Consider the following 21018-nt stretch of genomic DNA (forward strand, 5'->3'; position numbering starts at 1 on the left):
CCGTGGGTGAGGTACCCTCGGCGACCCCGGGCTCACTAGTCAAATTTGAGGAATCTGACATCGCTGTGCACAGGCTCCCTGCGGCAACGCTCAACGAGAACTCTGAACTGTCCCGCTGTTCCGCAGTCTTCCTCCCCGCGGATCCGGCCCGTACCGGCCTGATCGCGTTCTGGAATGCGGACGGTAGCACCCCTCCCTGCGATCCAGGGAGTCCGAAGGATCTGACGGTCGTCGGAAGCGACGTCCGCCCCTACGTGGTCCCGGCGTTGCACCTGCCCGTGAGGGACGCGCTGCCGGTTCTGACACGGGCGCGGGCGGACATCCATGCCTCTCCCTCTGCGGCCTTCTGGGGCGCTGCCGGGGTTCTCGCGCTCCAACTCGTCGCGCGCGGGCTGCTGCTGCCCGGGCTGAGTACCACGGACCGCGACGCCTGGCGTGCCGGCCCGCTGACCGCGGACGATCTGGAGCGGATCCGGGTGCTGGCGGCTTCCATGCCGCCCGACTCCCACGCGGTGCCGCTCGATGTCGCTGCCGGTCCTGTGATGCTGGCCGAGCCGGAGTCGCTGCTGCGGTCGTTCCTCGACGCGGTGGTGGACGGACTGCCACGTACGCCGGCGGCCGAATTCGTCACGTGCGCACCGGCGTACGCCGCCCGGGCCGCGCAGCATCTGCCCGGACTGCGGCCGTGGGCGGCCGATGTGGCGGCCGGTCACGACGCGGGCGTACGGCTCTCCCTTCGGATCGAGGTCTCGGGACTCGGCGACGCAACGGGCGCGGAGTCCACGGGGGAACCCGGGTCCGATGCCGGCCGCGCCCCCTCCTTCCGTGCGGTCCTGCAGATCCACAGCGTCCAGGACCCCGCTCTGGTCGCCGACGCGGCGGATGTATGGGCCGACCGCTCCCCCGCCGCGTCGCTGTTCGGTCCGCGCGCCCGCATGGACGCACTGCTCGCTCTGCGCCGCGCCGCCCGCGCCTGGCCTCCGCTGGCTCCCCTCCTCTCGGCCGCGGTTCCGGACGCGGTCGAGCCCGCCGACGAAGAGATCGCGGAGCTGCTCGGCCCGGCGGCCCGGGCGCTCGCCACGACGGGCGTCCAGGTTCACTGGCCGAAGGAACTGGCGCGGAAGCTCACCGCGCGCGCCGTGATCGGGCCGGATGACGACGGTGCCGGGACCAGGGCGCGAACCGGAGAGGACACCCCGTCGTTCCTGTCGCCGGAGGCGCTGCTGTCCTTCGACTGGCGGTTCGCGCTGGGCGACAGGAAGCTGAGCCGGGCGGAGCTCGACCGGCTGGCCGAGGCCGGCAGACCCCTGGTCAGACTGCGCGACCAGTGGGTGCTCATCGACCCGGAGGACGCCAGGCGCGCCCGCGAGACCCGGGACCGCAAGGTCACCCCCATCGACGCGTTGGGGGCCGTGCTGACCGGGGCCGCCGAAATCGACGGACGCCGCGTGGAAGTGGCCGCGACGGGCTGGCTCGAGCGGCTGCGCGAGCGGATCGCCGATCCGGAGTCGGGTGACCGGACGGTCGGACAGCCGGACACGCTCGAGGCGAGTCTGCGCGATTACCAGCTGCGTGGCCTGAACTGGCTGCACACCATGACCTCGCTCGGCCTCGGCTGCTGCCTCGCCGACGACATGGGACTCGGCAAGACGATCACGCTGATCTCTCTCCATCTGCACCGGCAGGGGATCGAAGCGGCTGCGGGGCCCACTCTCGTGGCGTGCCCCACCTCGCTGATGGGCAACTGGCAGCGGGAGATCGAAAAATTCGCCCCGGGTACACCGGTACGCCGCTTCCACGGCGGGTCGCGCTCGCTGGAGGGCCTGGCGGACGGCGAGTTCGTCCTCACCACGTACGGCACGATGCGTCTGGACGCGGCCCGGCTGGCGCAGGCGTCCTGGGGCATGGTCGTCGCCGACGAGGCACAGCACGTCAAGAACCCGCACTCGGCGACCGCCAGGCAACTGCGCACCATCGGTGGGCGGGCCCGCGTCGCCCTCACCGGTACACCGGTGGAGAACAACCTCTCCGAGCTGTGGGCCATCCTCGACTGGACCACCCCCGGACTGCTCGGGCGGCTCGGCACGTTCCGCACCCGCTACGCGAGCGCGGTGGAGGGGGGCAACGACCCCGCCGCGGCCGAGCGGCTCGCCTCGCTGGTCCGCCCGTTCCTTCTGCGGCGCCGCAAGTCCGACCCCGGCATCGCACCTGAGCTCCCGCCGAAGACGGAGACCGACCGCGCCGTGTCGCTCACGGCGGAGCAGACCGGTCTGTACGAGGCGGTGGTACGCGAGACACTCGACGAGATCTCCGACGCGGACGGTTTCGCACGGCGCGGGCTGGTCGTGAAGCTGCTGACGGCACTCAAGCAGATCTGCAACCACCCGGCGCAGTACCTGAAGGAGGAACAGCCCCGGATCGTGGGCCGTTCGGGGAAGGTGGAGCTGCTGGACGAGCTGCTCGACACGATCCTCGCCGAGGGCGCGAGCGTGCTGGTGTTCACCCAGTACGTACGAATGGCACGGCTGCTGGAACAGCATCTGGCGGCGCGCGGCGTACGCACCCAGTTCCTGCACGGCGGCACCCCGGTCGCCGAGCGGGAGGCCATGGTGAACCGTTTCCAGGCGGGCGATTCCCCGGTGTTCCTGCTGTCGCTCAAGGCGGCCGGTACGGGGCTCAACCTCACCCGGGCAGGCCATGTCGTGCACTTCGACCGCTGGTGGAATCCGGCCGTCGAGGCGCAGGCCACCGACCGTGCGTACCGGATCGGGCAGACCCAGCCGGTGCAGGTGCACCGGCTGATCGCCGAGGGCACCATCGAGGACCGGATCGCCGCCATGCTGGCCCGGAAGCAAGGGCTCGCGGACGCGGTGCTCGGCAGCGGCGAGGCAGCGCTGACGGAACTGAGTGACGCGGAACTGGCCGAACTGGTCGAACTGCGAGGGGGCGCACGATGAACGAGGGTCACGAGCCGGAACGTACGTTTGCCGCGCTTCCTCCCGCACAGGGCCGCGGCTTCGCGTCGTCCTGGTGGGGGCGGGCCTGGCTGAAGGCGCTGGAGGACACGGCGCTCGACGGTCAGCAGCTCAAGAAGGGGCGGAGGCTGGCCCGCGAGGGCAGGGTCGGCGCGGTGTCCGTCCGGCCCGGCCGGCTCACCGCGGTCGTACAGGACCGCGACTCCACGGCGTACCGCAGTGATGTGCTGCTCCAGGAGCTGAGCGAGGAGGAGTGGGACCGCTTCCTGGACATGGCGTCCGAACGGTCCGGGCACATCGCCGCCCTGCTCGATCGTGAGATGCCGCCGCATCTGGTGGAGGACGCGGCCGCCGCCGGTCTCGATCTGCTGCCGGGAATCGGGGACCTGGAGCCGGAGTGCAGCTGTGAGGCCTGGGACCACTGCCCGCATTCGGGTGCCCTGTGCTATCAGGTCGCGCGGTTGCTCGACCAGGATCCGTTCGTGCTGCTGCTGTTGCGTGGGCGCGACGAGCAACGGCTGCTCGACGAGTTGCAGGTGCGCAGTGCCGCTCGTGCGGTCCGTGGGGCGGGTGGCCAGGAGCCGGCGGAGGATCGGGCCGGTGAGCCGGACTCACGGGGGGTGCGGGCCGACGAGGCGTACGCGGCGCGGGACATCCTGCCGCCGCTGCCCCCTCCCCCGCCCCTGCCGGCGGAGCCGGGGCTGCCGCCGTCGCTCGACACGGAGACTGATCCGGCTGCGGGTGTCGACCCCTCGGCTCTGGAGTTCCTGGCCGCGGACAGCGCCGTACGGGCGTTCGCGATGCTGGCGGAGGCACTCGCCGCGGGCCACGACCAGCACCCGCCGGCAGCCGGGTTGACGCCGGAGCAGGACGCCGTGCGGCTGGCTGCCGACGGCCGGCCCGACGCCCGGCTCACGGCGCGCCTCGGCACGGCGTCCGGACGCGGGGCTGCCGGGCTCGAAGTCGCGGTGCTGGCCTGGCGGTTCGGCGGGACGGCCGCGCTGGCGGTGTACGACGAGGAATGGCTGCCCTGCCCTGACGATCTCGCCCGCGCGCGGGCACAGCTCGCCGTGGCGTGGGAGGAGGCCGAGGGCCCGCAGCTCCGGGCCGCCGGCAACCGCTGGACCGTGGCCGGTTCCGCCGCACAGCTGCGGTACGGGCGCGACGGGCGGTGGTGGCCGTACGCCAAGGAACGGGGACGGTGGGTGCCGGCCGGGCCGGCGGAGGACGATCCGGCGGCCGCACTGGCCGGAGCCCCGTCCGGTTCCTGAGGGCCGGGGAGGTTCGTTCGTCGCGTACTGTGTTCGCTCGCGCGGAACCGTACGGCGGGGCGGAGCGTGTTCTGCCGTGGATCTGAACGACGTCCCACGCACAGGAGTGCCGATGCAGCGCAGACGGATACTTCAGGGCGCCGCGGTCACCGCCGCCGCGGCGCTCCTCCCGTCGTCCGTCCGGGCCGTGGCCGTCCCCACGGCCGACACGGACCACCCCGGGGCGCAGTGGTATCCGGCATCCACGTCGAACTACACACCGTCGGCCCGCCCTTCGGCATATCCGGTCGACTTCGTCATCATCCACGTCGCCCAGCAGACGTTCACCCAGACGATCGACATCTTCCAGAATCCGGCCAAACAGGTGTCCGCCCACTATGTGGTGCGGTCGGGGGACGGTTTCGTGGGCCAGTGCGTGCGGGAGCGGGACATCGCCTGGCACGCGGGCAATTGGGATTACAACACCCGGAGCATCGGTATCGAGCACGAGGGCTGGGTCGACCAGCCCGCGTACTTCACCCACACGATGTACGAGCGGTCCGCGAGGCTCACTGCGGGCATCTGCGACCGCTACGGCCTGCCCAAGGACCGCGCACACATCATCGGCCATCATGAGGTGCCGGGCAGCGACCACACCGACCCCGGGGTCCACTGGGACTGGGTGCGCTACATCCGCCTCGTCAATCTGGTCTGAGACCCGCCTCGCGGCGGGCGGTGGGGGAGGCCGCAGCTCCTCCACCGCCCGCCGGAGGCCGGTGGCGACCGTCTCAGCCCGCCGCGTTGCGCCAGACCGTCAGGTCCAGGGTCATGTACTTGCTCGGCGAGTCCTCGGCCGAGAAGCCCTGCACCGTCACGAGCCCCATGTGGCCCGTACCCGTGATCACGCAGACCTGACGGCCCTTCGACAGCTTCTCGGTGGGGACGTTCTCCGTGAACCTGGTGTCCGCACGGCAGGCCTCGAGCGAACCCTCCTGCGACGGGTCGAGCAGCACCAGCTTCCCGTCGGTGCTCTCCGCGTCGAGGTATCCGCCTGTGTCGTAGGAGAGTTCGTACCCGGCGTCCTCGCCCTCCTGGGGCCGTACGTCCTCGTCCGCGAGCGTCAGGTGGTAGCCGGCGGTGAGGTTGATGCCGTTGTACTCGGCGGGCTCCGGGTCGGGCTTGACCTCGGCCACGTCGTCCGACGTGGCCGCCGGCTCCGCGTCCGGGTCCGGTGTCCCGCCCGTGCCCGCCTCCTGACCGCCCCGGGGCGCGCCGTGGCCCTGCGTCTGCTTCCCGTCGTCCTTGGTCAGCAGATACGCCGTGCCACCGCCCGCGACACCGAAGACCAGCGCGGCCGCGAGGGCGATGAACAGGGTCCGCTGTCCTGAGCTCTTCCTCGGCGCGGTGGCCTGGTTCATGGGGACGGTCACGGGGCGCCCGGGCCCGGGATACGGCTGTGCGTTCGAAGGGTGCTGTGTGGGTGCGTAGGCATGACCCTGCACCCCGGCCGGTTGTGCGGGGTAGGGCGACTGCTGGGGACGGTAGGACTGCGGCGGCCCGAACCCTGGGGGCGGAGTGGCCGGGGGCGGAGTGGCCGGGGCCGCCGGCGCGGTGGGTGAGTACGCCACACCCGGGACGGCAGTGGGGGCGGCGGCCGGAGGCGGCGGGGTCTGGACGGGCGCGGGAGCCGCCATGCGTACGGTGATGTCGGCGGCCACCGGCGCGGGAAGCCAGTCCTCGGGGCGGCGCAGCACCGTCTCCGCGTTCGCGGTCCGGCACAGTTCGATGATCTCGGCGATCGACGGCCTGCCGGCGGGGTCCTTCGTGAGGCAGCGGGTGACGAGCTCCGTCAGCCGCTCCGGAACCCCGGTGAGATCCGGTTCCTCGTGCACGATCCGGTAGAGCACCCCGTGCGAGGTCCCTTCGCCGAAGGCAGGGGTGCCCGTCGCCGCGTACGCCGCCACCTGGCCGAGAGCGAAGATGTCGGTGGCCGGGGTCACCTTGTGCCCGGCTGCCTGTTCGGGCGCCATGAACGACGGCGTGCCGATGGTCACCCCACTGCCGGTGAGAGAGGTCGCGTCGGCCGCGTAGGCGATGCCGAAGTCGATGACCCGGGGCCCGTCGGCCGCGAGCAGCACGTTGGACGGTTTCAGGTCCCGGTGCACGATGCCGGCGCCGTGGATCACGTGGAGCGCCTCGGCCATGCCCGCGATCAGCAGGAGCACCGCCTGCACGGGCAGAGCCCCGTGTGCGACGACGGCATCGGCGAGCGAGGGGCCGGGCACGTACGCGGTCGCCAGCCAGGGCTGCGCACCCTCGGTGTCCGCGTCGATCACGGGCGCGGTGAACAGGCCCTGCACCCGCTGTGCGGACTGTACTTCCTGGGCGAAGCGTCGCCGGAACTCCGGGTCCTCGCCGAACTCCGGGCGGATCACCTTGATCGCGACCGGCCGCCCGCCGGGTGTGTACGACAGATAGACCTTGCCCATCCCGCCCGCGCCGAGCTTGGCGGCGATCCGGTACCCGGCGATCGTGGCGGGGTCGTCCCCAGCCAGCGGCTGGAAGACCTGGGAGCCGTTGCCCCGCTCATGCTGCTGACCACTCATTGACTTGTATCTCCCCCGAAGGACACTGATGGCGAACGGAACCTTATCCAAGTGGTGGGGAACCCTCGCCTCCACGCCGTTTCCGTGTCGGAACTCCGGCGTCGTGTGCATCGTCCGCGTGGCCCGTCCCGGGGGAACGTGCCGCCGCGCGTTCCTCCGGCACGCCGTCCTCGTCGGCCATGGGTGGTCCCATGGCCCCTCCGCCCCGCAGCCGTTCCAGATCCGAGGCCCGGACCTGGATGACCAGCAGCGCGATCAGCGCCGCGACCACGGAGAAGACGGCGGCGACGACGAACGCGCTGGAAACACCCGAGGCCAGTACCTGGTCGCCCCACGGTGCGGGGAGCTCACCCGTCCTGCGGAACTCCAGCTGCTGGGCGGGGGTCGCCTCGGCCAGGAACCGGGGTATGCGGTCCGTCGCCTCGTTGCGGCTGGCCGTACCGAACACGGTGACCAGAATGGAGAGCCCCAGCGAACCGCCCACCTGCTGGGTTGCGTTGAGGACCCCCGACGCGGCGCCCGCCTCCTTCGGCGCCACACCCGAGACCGCCATCAGCGTCAGCGAGACGAACTGCATGCCCATGCCGAAGCCGAAGACCAGTACGGGACCGAGGATGCTGCCCAGGTAGGTGCTGTTGACATCCGTCAACGTGAGCCAGCCCAGCCCGACCGCCGCCAGGATCGCACCCACCACCATGAACGGTTTGGGGCCCCATCTGGGCAGCAGTTGCGAGGCGATTCCCGCACTGATCGCGATGATCACGCTCACCGGCAGGAAGGCCAGCCCGGCGCGTAGGGGGCTGAAGTCGAGGATGTTCTGTACGAAGAGGGTCAGGAAGAAGAACATGCCGAACATCGCCGCGGCCAGGCTCAGCATCATTCCGTAGGCGCCGGCACGATTGCGGTCACGGAACATGCGCAGGGGCGTGATGGGCTGCCGCGACCGGCGCTCGACGGCCAGGAAGAGGACGAGGAACACCACGGCGGCGCCGAAGGCGGCGACGGTCAGGCTGTCGCTCCAGCCGTCCTCGGAGGCCCTGATGAAGCCGTAGACGAGCAGCACCATGCCGAGCGTGGAGGTGAGGGCCCCGAGGAGGTCGAAGTGGCCTGGGTGACGTGCGGATTCCCTGATGTGGCGGGGCGTCGCGAGGGCGATCAGCAGGCCGATCGGCACATTGACGAAGAACACCCAGCGCCAGTCGAGCCATTCCACCAGCAGACCGCCGGCGAGCAGGCCGATCGCGCTGCCGCCCGCGGACACCGCGGCGAACACTCCGAACGCCCGGTTCCGCTCGGGTCCTTCGCGGAAGGTCGTGGTGATGAGGGAGAGGGCGGTCGGTGAGGCGACCGCACCTCCGACGCCCTGCAGCGCCCGCGCCGCGAGCAGTTGCCAGGATTCCTGCGAGAGGCCGCCCAGCAGCGAGGCCAGCACGAAGAGCAGCACGCCGAAGACGAAGACTCTGCGGCGTCCGAGGATGTCGCCCAGCCGCCCGCCGAGCAGGAGCAGCCCGCCGAAGGTCAGGGTGTAGGCGTTGATCACCCACGACAGACTCTCGGTCGAGAAGCCGAGTGATGTCTGGATGTGCGGCAGAGCGATGTTCACGATGGTGATGTCGAGAACCACCATCAGCTGGCACGAGGCGATGACGAGCAGGGCGATCCCCTTGCCTCGGCCCCGCTCCGGGGATGCGGCAACAGGCGCGGACTTCGCTCGGGATCCGGTCATGAAACTCAGTGCCGTATGGGTCGGCGGTGAACGGAAACGCTCACTCATCGACGGTAGGTCGCGCCGGACAGGTCCGCCAATCGATCACGCGACAGACGCACGGATTCCCGGACGCGCGGCCCTCCGGGCACCCCGCCGGACATGAGCGGCCCGGCGGGGCCAGGAGGCCGGGCTCAGGTGAAGTTCACGTCACTGCACAGGAAGTACGTCTGGTCCATGTGCGACGCCTGCCAGATCGTGTAGACCACGTGCCTGCCGCTGAGCCCCGACGTGCTCACCGGGATCTCGTAGTTCTGACTGGGCGCGTAGCTGCCGGTCTCGGTGACCAGCTGGAGGTCTCCCCACGTCAGCGCCTCCGTGGCGGGGTCGAAGCCCTGGCGGGTTACGTACACTTGGAAATAGTCGGCGCCATGGCTCGCCTGGTCGTACAGCTTCACGGTGAAGTCACCGGTGATGTCCGTGGTCTTCCACGCACCCACCGTGTCGAGGGAGTTGTACCGCCCGCTCTCCGCCCGGCCGCCGCTGCACAGCTGGCCGTCGGGTACGGCAGCCGGGAAGTTGCCGCCGGAGCCGTTGCGGTACAGACCGTTCCAGTTCCACATCGCGTTCGGGTCGGCCCGCCACGCCTGCCAGCACATGGGGTCTTCCTGCGCCATGGCCGGGTTCTGGAAGTCATCGCCCCAGCGCAGCCAGCAGCCGTAGTTCCGGGAGGCCGGGTCGACGACGGAGCCGTGGGCGCTCGCGGTGCCTGTCCACGGGAGGAGGCAGAGCAGTGCGGCGACGAACACGCCGCCGAGGCGCAGTGCCCAGCCGCCTAAATTGACGCGATCATGACAAATCATGGTGCGATCTCCATTCGGGGAGGTGGGGGGATCCACCGGAGTGGGAGCGCTCCCGCGCCTCTTGGGGCTTTGCCCCGCCACCCCCTCGTCAAACATGCCGGCGCGATGTCACCAGTAGTGGCGACGGCCTCCGACCGCATGCCCCACGGCCCCGAGGAGCCACAAGGCGACCCCGATCACCAGCAGAACGATCCCGATGGTCCAGAGGACACCGAGGCCGGTCACCAGGCCGAGGATGAGAAGAATGGCTCCGATGATGATCATGACTGCCTCCGGTCACTCCACCCTCACGCGAAGAGTATGCGCATAAATGAGCATATGCCTCGACTGGCGTCATGCCCATATGTCCATCACCGCTTCTCGACGTGAACGGTCGGCAGCGGCGAGCGGCGGCCTGTCAATCGCGGGGCAGCAGGGTACCCAGCGGGCCGAGGTCCAGGTTGAGGTCCTCGGGACGCACTCCGTGCTGCTCGCAGAGTTCCGCCATCCGCTGGTCAAGCAGCATCAGCGTGGTCCCGATCTCGTCCACTTGGCTGTCGGTGAGGTCTCCTTGATCGATACGGCGGATGGCCTGGCGCTCCATGAGCTGGCGCAGCAGTTCCACCACGGTCAGCACAAGCGCTACGAGGTCCCGCCCCAACCGGTCGGAGTCGACATCGAGTCGTGAGGACGTCACAGCGGGCCTCCGTCCACCCAGGGGGCCGGGACGCGTTCGTTGACGGAGGAGAGCAAGGCATTCAGTGACAGCCGCACGAGCGGAACGTCCGCGATCGCGATCACAAGGTCACCGCTGATCACCACTCCCGTCGCCAGCACCCGGTCCAGCAGATCGACGAGCGGCACTCCGATGGGGCCGGTCAAGGGCTCGGGACTGTCCCACGGCACCACTTCGCGTTGCATGTCTACACCTCGCCGACGAAGGAGTACGGCACCCAAGGTCCGGAGACATCGATCTGCGCACGGGTCGAGTCCCGCAATGTCCGGATCAGTTCCCCCAGCTCGGCCTTCCGGTGCTCCCCTACCAGGTAGGTGGCATTGAGCACCTGGACGCGGCCCTTCTCGGACGGCTCGGACGCGTGCAGGCGCAGCCTGCGTCCCGCGGCGGCGACCGCCCGGAAGGAGGCGTCCACGGCCTCGGCGACCCGGAGCGCGTCTTCGTGCCGTCGTTCGCGCCGCGCCTGCACGCCGCGCTTGCGCTCCAGATAGGCGAGGCCGGCTCCGGGGGCGGGGCGCGAGCGTGCGGCCGGCGTCTCCGCCGGGCGAAGGGCAGCGGGCGTCGGGTCCGGAGCCGGGGCTTCGGCCGCGTAGACCTTCACACCCCACTCGTCATGGCCCGCGATGCGCTCCAGCGCGGCGCGGAAGCGCCCGGTCTCATCGAGGAGCGCCGTCCGGGCTCGCTCCTCATCGTGGTAAAGCGTCGCCATCGGGAGAGGGACGGTGGGGCGGGACGCGGCGGCTGCCGAGACCACGTCGTGGTGCGCGCGTGCGTATCGTTCGAGCTCGTCCCGGTCGGACATCCGGGCGTTCCACACCTCGTCCGTGAAGTCGGCCGCCCGGACGGTCTGCACGATCGCGGTCAGCTCACCGAACCGCAGTCGGCGCAAGGGTTCGCACTCCACGACGCCCCGCAGGCCCACGAACGCTGCCGGATCCGGCGCCTGGCACACCGCGAACACGTAGAGGGCGCATTCCTCCGCGGTCCGCTCGATTCCCCGCTCCGTCACGTGGTTCACGTCCCCTTACTCATCAGTTGTTCCGACGTATCGTCCGTCTTCGATTCGAGCGCCTCCAGACGCTCGCGCAGTTCACGGTTCTCGTCCAGGAGGCAATTACGGGCAGCGCGCGAACTCAGTGCGGGGTCCGTCTCCCACCAGTCGATTCCCGCCTTCTTCGCGGTGTCCACGGATGCCACGAACAGGCGGAGCCGGATGGTGAGCAACTCGATGTCGAGCAGGTCGATCTTGATGTCACCCGCGATGACAATGCCCTTGTCGAGGACGCGTTCGAGGATGTCGGCGAGGTTGGTGTTCTGCGGCCCCGGCACGGGGTACGCATCTGGCCCGAGGTCGAGATCGGTCACTTTGACGCCCTCCGTCCGCGTCGAATCCTGGGCGCGGCTTCCTCTTCGTCCTCCTCGTACTCCTCCTCGTCTTCGGGCTCCTCGTCTTCCTCCTCGTCCTCGGGCTCCTCTTCCTCCTCGTACTCCTCTTCGGGCTCTTCTTCGTACTCCTCGTCGCCCTCAGGCTCCTCTTCCTCCTCGTCTTCCTCCTCGTCTTCCTCCTCGTCCTCGGGCTCTTCGCCTCCCTCGTAGTCGGCCCCGTCCTGTTCTTCGCTCTCCGTTTCCTCGTTCTCCATTGCCTCCTCGTGCGACACGACGACTTCCCCGTCGCGGATTTCGCCGCGCCACCCCTCGGGCTCCTCGTCGGTGAGCGTGACGAACTTCTGGAAGAGTTTGAAGTCGAGGCGCATGCGGCGGCCCTGCACGCGCCACAGGTTCCCCGTCTTCTCGAAGAATCCCGAAGGGTAGTACTCCACCACCAGAACGATCCGGGTGAGGCTCGGCGCCAGTTCATGGAAACTGACGCAACCACGTGTGGATCCTTTGGCTCCCTCGGAGGTCCAGACAATGCGGTCGTCGGGTACCTGTTCCTGCACCGTCGCTTTGAAACCGCGCGAGGAAGGGCCGATCTTGACCTTCCAGTCGCTCGACACCTCCTCGTCCATCGAGACGCTCTGCACTCCTTTGGTGAAGCCGCTGAACTCGTCGTACCGCGTCCAGTGGTCGTACGCGGTACGCAGGGGCACTCCCACATCAAGGACCTCGATGATGTTCATGGACTTGCCGCCGCCTGGCTTCCCCTTGCCCTTCCCGCCACCCCCGAACGCGTCCTTGGCCTTGTCCACGACTTTGTCTTTGACACTTCCGGCCTTGTCCGCGACGAAGGCCTTGACCGGGGATTCGCCCTGGAGGACACGAGAGGCAATTGATGGCAGCGAACCGCCGTTTTCGGCGATGTCGGTGAGCTGCCCCGTGAGACCGGTCAGCTTGTCGCCGGCTTTCTGAGCGAGCTTCTCCGTCTGTGCGCCCAAAAAGTTCGATACTTCCCCGCGAAGGCGGTCCAGGCCCGACTCTTCCGCCTCGGGTTCTTCCTTGTCCGTCCTGGCCATGGCTGCCTACCTCCGCCGTTCGCCGCGCTGGGACGCGGCTCGCTTCGATGACGTCGTCTTCTTGGCCGAACCAGTCTTCCGGGCCGGTGACTTCTTGGCCGGTGCCGACTTCTTGGCAGGCGATTTGCGGGCGGCGGACTTTTTCGCCGGTGCCGACTTCTTGACGGGTGCCGACTTCTTCTTGGCCGGTGACGTTTTCTTCGCTGCGGTCTTCTTCGCAGCGGCCTTCTTGGCGGCGGAGGACTTCTTCGCTGTGGGTTTGGCTGTGGACTTCTTCTCAGGTGCCTTCTTGGCTGCTGCCTTCTTCGCCGCTGCCTTCTTGCCGGACCGGCGAGCGCTCGATCGCGGCTCTTCCGGCTCCTCGTCTTCTTCCTCGACTCCGCCCCCTTCGTCTTCTTCGTCTTCTTCGTCTTCTTCGTCTTCTTCGTCGCCCTCGGGTTCCTCGTCCTCGTCGTACTCCTCGTCCTCGTCGTCGTACTCGCCTTCGTACTGCTCGTCTTCCTCGTCTTCCTCGTCAGGCTCCCCCAGCCGCGCCGTCCGGTCGCTGATGGCGTCGGCCAGCGAGTTCATGCCACGGTCCGCCGCAGCCGTCAACGCCTTCTTGCCTGATTCGAGGACTTCGCCCTTCAACTGGTTCTGAAGTTCTGCGAATTGCGGCATCTCGCCCAGTCGGCGCACACCTTCGGCGGCGAGCTGGCGTGGTTCCAGGCCAAAGCGCCTGCCTGCCAGATATGTCGCCACGGAGAGGGCCAGGCGGCCCTTCTTCGTGCGGCCCAGCACGTATCCGCCTACCACGGCCGCCGCGAGCGTCACCTTTGTCTGATCTTCCATGAGTGAGTCACCTTCGATGGTTCGGTGCGGAGCGCACTTCTCCGGCATGGAGCCGGTCCAGCAGCTCCTCCTCTTCCCGTTCGAACTGCTCCAAACTGACGTTGCCGTCCTCGAGCTCCTGGTTGAGTGCGGCGAGCCGGGACCGGATCAGGCCCGGGTCGTTCAATTCGCGGTCGGCCGCGTCGTTCACCTTTTCCGCCACCCAGATGACACCGCGCACCGGGGCCAGGGGCAGGAGGAGCAGGCCGGTGAACAGCCCCATGTCAGCCCCCAGCGACCGATGTCCGGAAACTGCGGGAGTGAACGAAGCTGTAGCAAGGCAGTGGCCCCGCGACTCGGAGCTCCACGTGTTGGCGATGCGTGTCGGCGAACCGCTGCGCCGTCGCCCGGAAGGTGTCGCTCTCGTGCCGGTCGACGAGGAACGACACGTTGAGCGCGCAGCCATGAACCTCCGGCCCGGCGGCCACCGCACGCGCCATGGGTGTGAGCGTGTGAAGGATCTTCTTCCCCGCGTCGGCCGCCCGGCGTGACAGCGCCGTGGCCACGGCCTCACCGAGCCTGACGTTCGCCTCGTAGTCAGGACGCATGCGAACCGCCTCGCGCAGGCGTCGTACGTTCTTCTCCTCGGCGACGACGGCCGCGAGCGCGTCCTGGGCGGGGAGCGCCTTGAGATTGATCTCGACGCCGCCGTCCAGACGCTTCAGCGTGGCAAGGTACTCCGCCTGCGATCCCGCCAGCTGGGCACGTACCGACTCCTCGTCCGGTGCGATCGTCCCGAAGCGCATGGGCAGCACGGGGCCCCTGCCGGCGAGGCGCAGCAGGGTTTCTTGATGTGCCATCAGATCCCGTCGCCTGGCGCGCAGTTGTGATGGTGCTTCGCTCACGACTGCGGAAACCCGCTCCTCATCGGCCAGCCGTAGCGCGGCCGGGGGACTGCCCACGCCGACCGCGTCGGTTGGGAGAGCTTCACCTGCCGGGATGACCGCGTACACGTACACTCCGTTCGTGGTCACGGCTCACGCCTCCGCGTGGCGGCGTCGGCTCGCCGCACCGTCGCGTGCGGGTGCCCGGCGCTTCTTCGGCCGCGCTTCCCGCTCCTCCTCGTAGTCGTCCTCGTCGTCGCCGGGCCCCACCGCCTTGCGAACGGTGTCACCGACGGACTCCGCCGCTTTGCGAACCTTGCGCTTGCCGACCGCCTTGGCGGCGCGCCCGCCGAGCAGTTCGGGGATGGTGGTACTGCCCGAGTCACGCTCCAGATCGAGCCGGTTGCACGCCTCGGCGAAGCGCAGGTAGGTGTCCACACTCGCGACGACGATGCGCGCGTCTATCTTCAGGATCTCGATGCCGACCAGCGACACCCGGATGAACACGTCGATGACCATGCCGCGGTCGAGGATGAGTTCCAGAACGTCGTAGAGCGTGCCGGCCCTCGGCGGGCACGGGGCGACTTCGTCGGCGTACATGGTCGTGGTCATGGAGCGTCCTTCCGGATGAGAGGCGAAAAGAAACGGTCATTCGTCGGCGGAGCCACGCCGGTAGCGACGGACCCTGCTGTACTCCATGAGTTCGCCCCGCTCATCGATCTGCACCTCGTAGGAGGCCAGCAGGCTCGTGGTGTCCGGGATGCGGGGTACTTCGAGTACGTCAACGACGACGCACCATCCGTCGTCGTGTCGTCGCACCGCCGAGACCCCCTCCGCGGGGTGGCAGATCAGTCGTTCCAAGCTTTCGCAGGCAGCGCGGGCAGCATCCTCGGGGCCGCGCCGGGACGAGGAGCGGGGGGCTGCCGTTTTCGCTGTGTGCCCGGAGCGGGCACGCCTGTTCTCTGCCATGGAACCAAGTCTGGTCAGGATCGGTTCCGGCGCATCCCGAAACTCGACGAGCGAGCGGGGATGCGGGCGGACGCACTCACCCTTTCGGCGTTCCGGCGGGACGCATCGCACGGGACACAGGCACAGTCGTACGCATGAATGAGAGCGAGGGCACCAGCGGACCCGCAGAGGAACACGTACGGCCATCAGGGGCTGACGACACGACCGTCGAGGCGGTCGGAGCGCTGACCGAGGCACTGGAGACGGTGGAGCGGGCCCGGGGGCAGCTCTACGGGTTCCACCAGCTCACGGGCGGAGCCGACCTGACGCTGGACCGGGCGGTCGAGCTGCTGCGGATCGGTGGCCACGCGGAGCAGGCCGATCTGGTGGAGCGGGAGATCCTGGGCCGCAACGTGGTCCCGGGCTGCTGGACATTTCAGCTCGTAGAGGCGTACGACGACACGTACTACCGGCCGTTCCTGGAGGTCGAGAAGCGGGTGCGCCAGGAACTCGTGGGAGGGCGGCGCCATCTCTACGAGGCGGAGATGAAGGAAGCCCGCCGAACGCAGGGGCACCCTGATCACACCGCGCGGCCCTGACGATGGATCCGGCAGACGCCCTGCGACGGATCGCTTTCCTCCTGGAGCGGTCGCAGGCAGCGACGTACCGGGTGAAGGCCTTCCGCAGGGCGGCGGAGGCGATCGGCTCCATGGGCGGGGAGGAGGTCGCCGAGCGGGTGGCGCACGGTTCGCTGGAGACGGTGCGTGGCATCGGGCCGAAGACGGCCAAGGTGATCCGTGAGGCCGTGGGGGGCGCGACGCCCGGGTATCTCGAAGCGCTGGAGCAAGAGGCGTCGGCGCCGTTGGCCTCGGGCGGGGAGGCGCTCCTCGCCGCCCTCCGCGGTGACTGCCATCTGCACTCGGACTGGTCCGACGGGGGCAGCCCGATCGCGGAGATGGGCCGGACGGCGATCGGACTCGGCCACGAATGGGCGGTACTCACGGACCACTCCCCCAGGCTGACCGTGGCCAACGGGCTCTCGACCGAGCGTCTCCTCGATCAGCTGTCCGTCGTGGCGGAGCTCAACGAGCGGTGGGCGCCCTTCCGTCTGCTCACAGGGATCGAATGCGACATCCTCGACGACGGATCACTCGACCAGGTCCCCGAGGTGCTGGAACGGCTCGATGTGGTGGTCGTCTCGGTCCATTCGAAGCTGCGCATGGACGCGCGGGCGATGACGGAGCGGATGCTCACCGCCGTACGCAATCCGCACGCGGACATCCTGGGGCACTGCACGGGCCGTCTCCTCGGTGGGAAGAAGCGGCCCGAGTCGGACTTCGACGCCGATCGGGTGTTCGCGGCCTGTGCCGAGGCCGGGACGGCGGTGGAGATCAACTGCCGCCCGGAGCGGCTCGATCCACCACGGCGTCTGCTCCGGCATGCGGTCGCGTCGGGTGCTCTGCTCTCGATCGACACCGACGCGCATGCTCCGGGACAGCTGGACTGGCAGCTCTACGGCTGTGCGCGGGCGGAGGAGTGCGGGGTCCCCGCGGACCGTGTCGTCACGACGTGGCCCGTGGAACGGCTCCTGGACTGGACGAGCGAGGGGCCGTGCTCGTAGGCCCATACCGGGGTGCGTCGCGAGAAAAGGCCGTTCGAGGCCGTTCGGCGTACAGTCGATCACGGTTGTCCATGTGACTCCGGGGCATGCCGGGGCAGGAGGAAACCCATGTCACGTCACACAGGTCCTTCCCTTCCGCGACCCCGCGGAGTGCTCTCCGCAGGGGTGACCGGGTTCCTGCGGGACGACGGCCCCCTGCCGGATCCGGACGCTGCCCGGGCCGCCGAGCCGTACGGCGACGATCTGCAGCTCGCCCTGTACGTCTGCTACGAAATGCACTACCGCGGGTTCACCGGCGTACGCCCGGAGCTGGAGTGGGATCCGTCGCTGCTCGCGGTGCGCGCCGCGTTGGAGGACCGCTTCCTCGATGCTCTGCGGCAAAACGCCCCGGTGACAGCGAGCCTGGAGGACGTCCTGGACGGCCTCCTCGTGGAACCGGTCCGTGGAACCGGCGTCTCCTGGTTCCTCCAGGACCGGGGCGAGTTGCGTCACCTACGCGCTTACGCGATGCAGCGTTCGCTGTACCACCTCAAGGAGGCCGATCCGCATGCCTGGGTGCTGCCCCGGCTCAGCGGGCGGGCCAAGGCCGGCATGGCGGCGATCGAGTACGACGAGTTCGGCGCCGGCCGCGCGGACCGCGTCCACGCCCAGCTGTTCGCCGACCTCATGACCGATCTGGGCCTCGACACCGCGTACGGCCGCTACCTGGACGAGGGCTGCGCACCCATGCTGGCCCTGGTGAACCTGATGTCGCTGTTCGGACTGCACCGACGGCTGCGCGGAGCGCTGGTGGGTCACTTCGCCGCCGTGGAGATCACCTCCTCCCCCGCTTCGCGACGCCTCGCCCGGGCCATGAAACGCACCGGCGCGGGCCCTGCGGCGGAGTTCTTCTACACCGAACACGTCGAAGCGGACGCCGTGCACGAGCAGGTGGTACGCCGCGACGTGATCGGCGGGCTGCTCGAGGACGAACCCGATCTGGCGGCCGACATCGCGTTCGGCATCACCGCCACCTCGTGTCTCGAGGACCGGCTCGGAGACCGGCTGCTGGCGGACTGGCGGGCCTGAAGCACCGTCCTGATCCGCACCCTCCGGCGAACCGACGAATGGAGTCGCAGATGTCCGCATCCACCGACCTGATCGAGGACACCCGTCCCGCCCGGTTGATGACCCTCCCGGGTGTGTACGCACCGCAGCACGACACCCGCCTGCTCATGGCCGCGCTGGACCACGAAGGCATCGGCAAGGGCACCGAGGTCCTTGACGTCGGCACCGGCAGTGGCGCCCTCGCTCTGCACGCGGCACGGCTCGGTGCGCGGGTGACGGCCGTGGACATCGCCAGGCGGGCCGTGATGACGGCCCGGCTGAACGCTCTGCTGCACCGTCGGCGTATCACCGTCCAGCGCAGCGATCTCCTCGCGTCGCTGCCCGGCCGGTCCTACGACCTGGTGATCTGCAACCCGCCCTATGTGCCGTCGCCCATGGGCCGGCTCCCCGGGCACGGTGCGTCGCGGGCCTGGGAGGCCGGGCGCGACGGCCGGGCGATCCTCGACCGGGTCTGTGAGGCCGTGCCGGCCGCGCTGCGTCCCGGAGGCCGGCTCCTCCTCGTGCACTCCGGCCTGTGCGACAGCGACGTGACTCTGCGGCGTCTCTCGGACGCCGGGCTGCGGGCCGTTGTCAGCGACCGCGCCCTCGTCCCCCTCGGCCCGGTGCTGCGCTCCAGGCTTCGCTGGCTCCGGGACACGGGTCTGGTGGACGGGGAAGAGACGGAGGAGGAGCTGGTGGTCATCCGTGCCGAACAAGCCTGAACGCCCCTGCCGGATCACCCTCGGCGACGAAGGGCCCCTTCTGGTCGAAGGACCCGTGGAAGTCACCTGCGCGGACGGCACTGTGGCCGCCTCCGACCGATTCGTCGTGGCTGTCTGCATGTGCCGCCGCAGCCGGATGTACCCGTGGTGCGACACCAGCCACCGACGCCGTACGCGGTCCGGCGAGGAGCCGCTCCGACCGGCGGGCTGAGCCCCTCACCCGCCGGTCCGCAACCGGGGCCGCTTCGCCCCGCGCAGCCGGCGGGACATCTCCCGCAGCCGCGGGTGGCGGTCGTGGGCCTCGGCCGACCGGCGGTCCAGCTCCTCGGCCAGACGCTCCGTGCGCTTGTCGATGTCGAGTTCGTCGAGGATGCGGTCGACCTCGGCGAGCAGTGCACCGTGCAACTGCCACTGCCTGGGATGTTGCTGGACGTCCTCGAGCAGCAGGCCCGCCACGCGGTCGCGCGTCGCCCGACTGCGTGCGAGCGCGTCGGCCAGGCGTTCCTCGGCCTCCTCACCGCTCTCGGCCATCGGCGTGGTGATCATCACCGCGAACCCTTCGACGGCGTCGGACATGTGCCGGAACAGTTCTTTGAGGTCCGTGGCCACATCTGCGGGGAAGAGCGATTCCTCTTCACGTGCCTTGGCGAGGTCGGTCAGCGTGCGGGTGAGGACGCGCAGCACCACGGCACAGATCTCCAGCGTGTCGAGCCCGGTCCGCAGGACGACGCGGTAGAGCAGTCCCTGCTTGACGCGGGGGTTGAGCATCAGGCTCTCCTCCGCCTGCCGCAGGGACGCGTCGACGTCCACGATGTCGTGGTCCAGGCGGCGTGCTTCGTGCAGACGCGCCGCGGCCTCCGGCACGGGGTGAGTGCCGCCGATCTCCTCGCCCAGGGCCCGGAACATCTTTCCCATCCGCTCCCCCAGGCCGCCGATGGCAGCCCCCGCCGGCTCGACCCAGACCGGCGGTGCCAGCAGGAGGTTGAAGAGCAGTCCGACTCCGGCACCGATCAGGGTTTCCAGCACGCGCTCCCAGGCCAGGTCGACGACCTGGGAGACACCGAGGACCAGCATCGCGCTGATGGCCACCTCGGGCACGAACTCGTTGACCCGCACCAGCCTTCCGATCAGCAGGGAGGTGAAGATGGTCAGCCCGAGACTCCACCAGCTCAGGCCCACCAGGGCGCTGAAGCCGCCGGCGATCAGGACCCCGACGACGACGGCGTTCACGCGCCGGATCCCGGTGGTGAGCGTGGCGTACAGCGTCACCTGCACCACGAGAAGGGCGGTGAGGGGTGCGGTGAGAGGCGCGGGGTGCGGGGCGGGGAGGGCCGTCTGGGCCACCGCGAAGGCGATGACGGCCGCCGCCGTCGACCGCAGAACCTGGGCCGCGGCCGGCTCGGTGGTGCGCTGGACGAGTTTGACGACGGGCTCGGGCGTGGTGACTGCAGGCATTCCTTGACGGTGCCCCGTTACGCGGTCCAGCAGCGCCGAAGGGACCGGTCGGACTCCGTACGGACGTACGCGTGCCGCCATCGGCACCGGCCTCGCGGTCGTGGCCGCTCGGAGAGAAGCTGGATACATGGCTATCTCACTCACGCCCCCGGGGGAGACGCCTCCCGCCGAGGGCTGCATAAGCGAAGCACACGTAGAGCGCGCCGACGGAGGGATCTGGGAACACCCCGCCCTCTGGGCAACCCTGGTGCTGTTGGGCTCGGCCGTCGTCGCGGGGTACTTCATCGCACGCGTCTTCGGGTTCACATGAGCACACGCCGCACGCTGGACATGCTGCTGGAACGGCACGGCACCACGTACGCGGCGGAGGCGGGGATCCGCCTACGGGACACCCCTCAGCCCCTGTACCAGTTGCTCGTGCTGAGTCTCCTGCTGAGTGCTCGGATCCGTGCGCAGGTCGCGGTGGCCTCGGCGCAGGCGCTCTTCTCGCACCGGCTGCGCACACCGCGCCGTATGGCCGACGCCACGTGGCAGGAGCGTGTCGACGCGCTGGGCGAAGGCGGCTACCGCCGGTACGACGAGCGGACCGCGACCCAGCTCGGGGACGGTGCTCTGCTCCTGCTCGACGCGTACGGCGGGGACCTGCGGCGTCTGCGCCGGGAGGCCGACGGTGATACGGACATGCTGCGTTCGGGGCTCCGACGCTTCCCCGGGATCGGGCCGGCCGGCGCCGACATCTTCCTGCGTGAGGCGCAGACGGTGTGGCCCGAGACGGCGCCCTACCTCGACGCGAAGGCGCTCCAGGGCGCGGAGCGACTCGGTCTGCCCACGGCGCCGGACAAGCTCAGCCGGTTGGCGAAGGGCCAGGACCCGGCGATACTCGCCGCGGCGCTGGTGCGGGGCGCACTGGACAAGGGCTGAGCCG

Annotated in this window: 25 protein-coding genes; 10 read left to right on the forward strand and 15 right to left on the reverse strand. The window is 69.6% G+C overall.

Annotated features, from left to right (window positions below; translation table 11 throughout):
- Positions 1-65: 65 nt before the first annotated feature.
- The 3 genes from ACFYQ5_RS24540 (at position 66) to ACFYQ5_RS24550 (ending at position 4940) form a co-directional block, all read left to right on the forward strand.
- Positions 66-2957, forward strand: coding sequence for a DEAD/DEAH box helicase (locus tag ACFYQ5_RS24540; RefSeq protein WP_389200421.1), 2892 nt, complete (start codon positions 66-68; stop codon positions 2955-2957).
- Positions 2954-4246, forward strand: coding sequence for an SWF or SNF family helicase (locus ACFYQ5_RS24545; protein ID WP_389200423.1), 1293 nt, complete (start codon positions 2954-2956; stop codon positions 4244-4246). Before ACFYQ5_RS24540 ends, ACFYQ5_RS24545 begins: the two co-directional genes overlap by 4 nt.
- A 112-nt stretch (positions 4247-4358) precedes the next feature.
- Positions 4359-4940 (forward strand): N-acetylmuramoyl-L-alanine amidase, encoded by a 582-nt coding sequence (locus ACFYQ5_RS24550; RefSeq protein ID WP_389200424.1) that lies wholly within the window; start codon positions 4359-4361, stop codon positions 4938-4940.
- A 73-nt stretch (positions 4941-5013) separates the two neighbouring features.
- Here ACFYQ5_RS24550 and ACFYQ5_RS24555 read toward each other — a convergent pair whose 3' ends face one another.
- The 14 genes from ACFYQ5_RS24555 to ACFYQ5_RS24620 all read right to left on the reverse strand — a co-directional run bounded on the left by ACFYQ5_RS24555 (position 5014) and on the right by ACFYQ5_RS24620 (position 15230).
- Complete coding sequence (locus ACFYQ5_RS24555; RefSeq protein WP_389200426.1) at positions 5014-6831, reverse strand: serine/threonine-protein kinase; 1818 nt, start codon at positions 6829-6831, stop codon at positions 5014-5016.
- A 43-nt stretch (positions 6832-6874) separates the two neighbouring features.
- On the reverse strand, positions 6875-8557 hold the full coding sequence (locus ACFYQ5_RS24560) for an MFS transporter (protein WP_389200428.1): 1683 nt from the start codon (positions 8555-8557) through the stop codon (positions 6875-6877).
- Between the two features lie 173 nt (positions 8558-8730).
- Entirely contained in the window at positions 8731-9399 is a 669-nt protein-coding gene (locus ACFYQ5_RS24565) for a lytic polysaccharide monooxygenase (protein ID WP_389200430.1), read from the reverse strand.
- A gap of 108 nt (positions 9400-9507) precedes the next feature.
- Positions 9508-9663, reverse strand: a complete 156-nt coding sequence (locus ACFYQ5_RS24570) for a DUF6131 family protein (protein ID WP_389200432.1) — start codon at positions 9661-9663, stop codon at positions 9508-9510.
- A gap of 133 nt (positions 9664-9796) precedes the next feature.
- Complete coding sequence (locus ACFYQ5_RS24575; RefSeq protein WP_389200433.1) at positions 9797-10075, reverse strand: gas vesicle protein K; 279 nt, start codon at positions 10073-10075, stop codon at positions 9797-9799.
- The gene (locus ACFYQ5_RS24580) at positions 10072-10299 is read right to left on the reverse strand and encodes a gas vesicle protein (RefSeq protein WP_389200435.1); all 228 of its coding nucleotides are present in this window, start codon (positions 10297-10299) and stop codon (positions 10072-10074) included. The genes ACFYQ5_RS24575 and ACFYQ5_RS24580 overlap by 4 nt, the downstream gene beginning before the upstream one ends.
- A gap of 2 nt (positions 10300-10301) precedes the next feature.
- A complete protein-coding gene (locus ACFYQ5_RS24585) occupies positions 10302-11123 on the reverse strand; it encodes a GvpL/GvpF family gas vesicle protein (protein WP_389200437.1) in 822 nt (273 codons plus the stop codon).
- 5 nt (positions 11124-11128) lie between these two features.
- Positions 11129-11479: a gas vesicle protein gene (locus ACFYQ5_RS24590; RefSeq protein ID WP_389200439.1), complete on the reverse strand. Its 351-nt coding sequence runs from the start codon at positions 11477-11479 to the stop codon at positions 11129-11131.
- Positions 11476-12567, reverse strand: coding sequence for an SRPBCC family protein (locus ACFYQ5_RS24595; RefSeq protein ID WP_389200440.1), 1092 nt, complete (start codon positions 12565-12567; stop codon positions 11476-11478). Before ACFYQ5_RS24595 ends, ACFYQ5_RS24590 begins: the two co-directional genes overlap by 4 nt.
- A gap of 6 nt (positions 12568-12573) precedes the next feature.
- Positions 12574-13398 carry a histone protein gene (locus ACFYQ5_RS24600; RefSeq protein ID WP_389200442.1) on the reverse strand — a complete coding sequence of 275 codons (825 nt, stop codon included), beginning with the start codon at positions 13396-13398 and terminating at the stop codon, positions 12574-12576.
- A 7-nt stretch (positions 13399-13405) separates the two neighbouring features.
- Positions 13406-13660, reverse strand: a complete 255-nt coding sequence (locus ACFYQ5_RS24605) for a gas vesicle protein GvpG (protein WP_389200444.1) — start codon at positions 13658-13660, stop codon at positions 13406-13408.
- A gap of 1 nt (position 13661) precedes the next feature.
- Complete coding sequence (locus ACFYQ5_RS24610; protein ID WP_389200446.1) at positions 13662-14411, reverse strand: GvpL/GvpF family gas vesicle protein; 750 nt, start codon at positions 14409-14411, stop codon at positions 13662-13664.
- Between the two features lie 3 nt (positions 14412-14414).
- A complete protein-coding gene (locus tag ACFYQ5_RS24615; protein ID WP_389200447.1) occupies positions 14415-14873 on the reverse strand; it encodes a gas vesicle structural protein GvpA in 459 nt (152 codons plus the stop codon).
- A 36-nt stretch (positions 14874-14909) separates the two neighbouring features.
- Positions 14910-15230: a gas vesicle protein gene (locus tag ACFYQ5_RS24620; RefSeq protein ID WP_389200449.1), complete on the reverse strand. Its 321-nt coding sequence runs from the start codon at positions 15228-15230 to the stop codon at positions 14910-14912.
- 134 nt (positions 15231-15364) lie between these two features.
- Between ACFYQ5_RS24620 and ACFYQ5_RS24625 the strand changes: the two genes are divergently transcribed.
- The 5 genes from ACFYQ5_RS24625 to ACFYQ5_RS24645 all read left to right on the forward strand — a co-directional run bounded on the left by ACFYQ5_RS24625 (position 15365) and on the right by ACFYQ5_RS24645 (position 18849).
- On the forward strand, positions 15365-15808 hold the full coding sequence (locus ACFYQ5_RS24625) for a hypothetical protein (protein ID WP_389200451.1): 444 nt from the start codon (positions 15365-15367) through the stop codon (positions 15806-15808).
- A 2-nt stretch (positions 15809-15810) separates the two neighbouring features.
- Entirely contained in the window at positions 15811-16830 is a 1020-nt protein-coding gene (locus ACFYQ5_RS24630) for a PHP domain-containing protein (RefSeq protein WP_389200453.1), read from the forward strand.
- A 108-nt stretch (positions 16831-16938) separates the two neighbouring features.
- Complete coding sequence (locus tag ACFYQ5_RS24635) at positions 16939-17898, forward strand: iron-containing redox enzyme family protein (RefSeq protein ID WP_389200455.1); 960 nt, start codon at positions 16939-16941, stop codon at positions 17896-17898.
- A gap of 50 nt (positions 17899-17948) precedes the next feature.
- The gene (locus tag ACFYQ5_RS24640) at positions 17949-18638 is read left to right on the forward strand and encodes a HemK2/MTQ2 family protein methyltransferase (protein WP_389200457.1); all 690 of its coding nucleotides are present in this window, start codon (positions 17949-17951) and stop codon (positions 18636-18638) included.
- On the forward strand, positions 18622-18849 hold the full coding sequence (locus ACFYQ5_RS24645; protein ID WP_389200459.1) for a CDGSH iron-sulfur domain-containing protein: 228 nt from the start codon (positions 18622-18624) through the stop codon (positions 18847-18849). Before ACFYQ5_RS24640 ends, ACFYQ5_RS24645 begins: the two co-directional genes overlap by 17 nt.
- Positions 18850-18854: 5 nt before the next feature.
- Here ACFYQ5_RS24645 and ACFYQ5_RS24650 read toward each other — a convergent pair whose 3' ends face one another.
- Positions 18855-20093 (reverse strand): aromatic acid exporter family protein, encoded by a 1239-nt coding sequence (locus ACFYQ5_RS24650; RefSeq protein ID WP_389200460.1) that lies wholly within the window; start codon positions 20091-20093, stop codon positions 18855-18857.
- Between the two features lie 127 nt (positions 20094-20220).
- On the opposite strand from ACFYQ5_RS24650, the gene ACFYQ5_RS24655 reads away from it, so the two are divergent.
- Positions 20221-20403: a DUF6480 family protein gene (locus tag ACFYQ5_RS24655; RefSeq protein WP_389200462.1), complete on the forward strand. Its 183-nt coding sequence runs from the start codon at positions 20221-20223 to the stop codon at positions 20401-20403.
- Positions 20400-21014, forward strand: a complete 615-nt coding sequence (locus tag ACFYQ5_RS24660) for an endonuclease (RefSeq protein ID WP_389200463.1) — start codon at positions 20400-20402, stop codon at positions 21012-21014. The genes ACFYQ5_RS24655 and ACFYQ5_RS24660 overlap by 4 nt, the downstream gene beginning before the upstream one ends.
- The last annotated feature ends 4 nt before the right edge of the window (positions 21015-21018 follow it).

Origin of the sequence: Streptomyces sp. NPDC005794, assembly GCF_042871445.1 — a bacterium.
In the GTDB taxonomy this organism is placed as follows: domain Bacteria; phylum Actinomycetota; class Actinomycetes; order Streptomycetales; family Streptomycetaceae; genus Streptomyces.

Coding starts and splice junctions, on each gene's coding strand:
- ACFYQ5_RS24640 (WP_389200457.1), top strand. CDS start 17,949: ATGTCCGCATCCACCGACCTGATCGAGGACACCCGTCCCGCCCGGTTG.
- ACFYQ5_RS24615 (WP_389200447.1), bottom strand. CDS start 14,873: ATGACCACGACCATGTACGCCGACGAAGTCGCCCCGTGCCCGCCGAGG.
- ACFYQ5_RS24555 (WP_389200426.1), bottom strand. CDS start 6,831: ATGAGTGGTCAGCAGCATGAGCGGGGCAACGGCTCCCAGGTCTTCCAG.
- ACFYQ5_RS24620 (WP_389200449.1), bottom strand. CDS start 15,230: ATGGCAGAGAACAGGCGTGCCCGCTCCGGGCACACAGCGAAAACGGCA.
- ACFYQ5_RS24565 (WP_389200430.1), bottom strand. CDS start 9,399: ATGATTTGTCATGATCGCGTCAATTTAGGCGGCTGGGCACTGCGCCTC.
- ACFYQ5_RS24580 (WP_389200435.1), bottom strand. CDS start 10,299: ATGCAACGCGAAGTGGTGCCGTGGGACAGTCCCGAGCCCTTGACCGGC.
- ACFYQ5_RS24545 (WP_389200423.1), top strand. CDS start 2,954: ATGAACGAGGGTCACGAGCCGGAACGTACGTTTGCCGCGCTTCCTCCC.
- ACFYQ5_RS24625 (WP_389200451.1), top strand. CDS start 15,365: ATGAATGAGAGCGAGGGCACCAGCGGACCCGCAGAGGAACACGTACGG.
- ACFYQ5_RS24570 (WP_389200432.1), bottom strand. CDS start 9,663: ATGATCATCATCGGAGCCATTCTTCTCATCCTCGGCCTGGTGACCGGC.
- ACFYQ5_RS24550 (WP_389200424.1), top strand. CDS start 4,359: ATGCAGCGCAGACGGATACTTCAGGGCGCCGCGGTCACCGCCGCCGCG.
- ACFYQ5_RS24600 (WP_389200442.1), bottom strand. CDS start 13,398: ATGGAAGATCAGACAAAGGTGACGCTCGCGGCGGCCGTGGTAGGCGGA.
- ACFYQ5_RS24655 (WP_389200462.1), top strand. CDS start 20,221: ATGGCTATCTCACTCACGCCCCCGGGGGAGACGCCTCCCGCCGAGGGC.
- ACFYQ5_RS24650 (WP_389200460.1), bottom strand. CDS start 20,093: ATGCCTGCAGTCACCACGCCCGAGCCCGTCGTCAAACTCGTCCAGCGC.
- ACFYQ5_RS24595 (WP_389200440.1), bottom strand. CDS start 12,567: ATGGCCAGGACGGACAAGGAAGAACCCGAGGCGGAAGAGTCGGGCCTG.
- ACFYQ5_RS24635 (WP_389200455.1), top strand. CDS start 16,939: ATGTCACGTCACACAGGTCCTTCCCTTCCGCGACCCCGCGGAGTGCTC.
- ACFYQ5_RS24660 (WP_389200463.1), top strand. CDS start 20,400: ATGAGCACACGCCGCACGCTGGACATGCTGCTGGAACGGCACGGCACC.
- ACFYQ5_RS24560 (WP_389200428.1), bottom strand. CDS start 8,557: ATGACCGGATCCCGAGCGAAGTCCGCGCCTGTTGCCGCATCCCCGGAG.
- ACFYQ5_RS24605 (WP_389200444.1), bottom strand. CDS start 13,660: ATGGGGCTGTTCACCGGCCTGCTCCTCCTGCCCCTGGCCCCGGTGCGC.
- ACFYQ5_RS24630 (WP_389200453.1), top strand. CDS start 15,811: ATGGATCCGGCAGACGCCCTGCGACGGATCGCTTTCCTCCTGGAGCGG.